Raw genomic sequence first — 1602 nt, 5'->3', positions numbered from 1 at the left:
GTATACAAGGGTACATCTTATAGCAATAAGAGACTTGGATTTGTAAATAGCAAAGGTGAAACGGTTATCCCCTTCAAGTATCACGCAAAGTATTCTAATCCTGAATTTGATAAAGACAGTTTAATGGATGTCCGTTTGGGTGGAATTGAAGGGAAGTTGCACCGGAACGGTCGGTTTATTCCTAAATAGACCGCCTCAAGAATAGCATCTTATATAGAAGCGCTTGAAATGGTTTATAAAGCTTCAACTCGACTATCAATATGTTAATAGTAAATATCACATTTCTATCTCGCTGACAAAATATATAATGAATATTATACCAATCAGAATCATAAAAAAGTAAATAGCATCTTATGGCAAAAGACGGAGACATCATTGACGTAATGTTCAGCTGGATAATCAGTCTTTTCGGCTGGATTCTCGGAGGCATTGTCAAATTACTTATGGCAATCATCGGAGGTCTATTCAAAGGGATTGTCGGATTATTCAAAAAGAACGACGAACCAATTCAAGACTAAAGATCAAGGCGGATGCAGAAAAGCCTCGACAGAGTATGCAATGGAGTAACCGACCGTCCAGCAACCGGGTAGGAGTTATCTAATACTATTATGGTAAGGTGGTATTTCTTATACATCAGTAATTCAAATGTTGATTATTAGACCGATGCATAAATTCTTTCTTGATGAAATATCGACTTGGCATCAAGAAACGGAGGATCAGGGGGTTCGTCAGTGTCGATATGTTGTAGTATCGGAGATTGACAATGGTCTTCTCCTTTGGAATACTCTCACGCTTGGATTAGTTTGGATTAATAATCTGTCTGTGAAAGATTGGACAGATAATCATTTGGATAGTAATCTCATTTCACTATTGAGATCTCAATGGTTTTATGTGCCGGTATTCTTCAATGAGCCTTTATTCTTGAAACATTTGTTATGCCAATATAAGAAGGTGCAAGCAAAGCGTACAAAATACACAATCCTTACGACTTTATATTGTAACGCAAATTGTGCGTACTGCTATGAAAGACATGGTGATTTTATTCGGAAATCCATGACAGATTCTATTGCACATAAGGTGGCGAAATTTGTAAACGACACACGCAAAGGCAATAAAATAAAACTTGAGTGGATTGGAGGTGAACCATTATTAAACCCTAACGCTATTGATCTGATATGCGGTGATTTAAGGAATTATGGAATAAATTTTGAGTCAAGTCTTGTATCTAATGGGTTGCTTTTGAATGAAGATCTGATTAATCAAGCCCTTAATCGGTGGAATCTAAAATCAATACAAATAACTATCGATGGAACTGAAAAGGTATATAATGACACCAAAAACTACTCCGGAGACATAGCAAATCCATTTAATAATATCTTGAATAATATCGCTGAAATTTTCAAAGCAAATATATATTTGAGCATAAGGCTAAATCTTTCATACACGAATGTCCATGATCTTGAAAGGCTGATTTGGTTATTGATTAAAAGTTTTCCTGATAAGTCTCAGTATTTAATTTATGTAAGCTTACTGGAGCAGGAAATGCACTGTGATAATCAGGAGAAGTTACGACAAAATTTAAGTAATTGGATATATTTAAAC

The 1602-nt window shown here is 35.4% G+C and carries 3 protein-coding genes; all 3 read left to right on the top strand.

Going from position 1 to position 1602, the window contains the following annotated elements; translation table 11 throughout:
- A partial coding sequence (locus C5O24_RS14405; protein WP_205961132.1) for a hypothetical protein occupies positions 1-189 on the top strand: 189 nt, incomplete at its 5' end.
- A gap of 164 nt (positions 190-353) precedes the next feature.
- Positions 354-518: a hypothetical protein gene (locus C5O24_RS14200; protein WP_161553919.1), complete on the top strand. Its 165-nt coding sequence runs from the start codon at positions 354-356 to the stop codon at positions 516-518.
- A 127-nt stretch (positions 519-645) separates the two neighbouring features.
- On the top strand, positions 646-1602 hold a 957-nt coding region (locus C5O24_RS13215; protein ID WP_133165603.1), incomplete at its 3' end, for a radical SAM protein.

It is taken from the genome of Paramuribaculum intestinale (genome assembly GCF_003024925.1).
In the GTDB taxonomy this organism is placed as follows: Bacteria; Bacteroidota; Bacteroidia; order Bacteroidales; family Muribaculaceae; genus Paramuribaculum; species Paramuribaculum intestinale.
The sequence above is the reverse complement of the archived record's forward strand: the minus strand, read 5'-3'. Positions and strand labels throughout refer to the sequence as shown.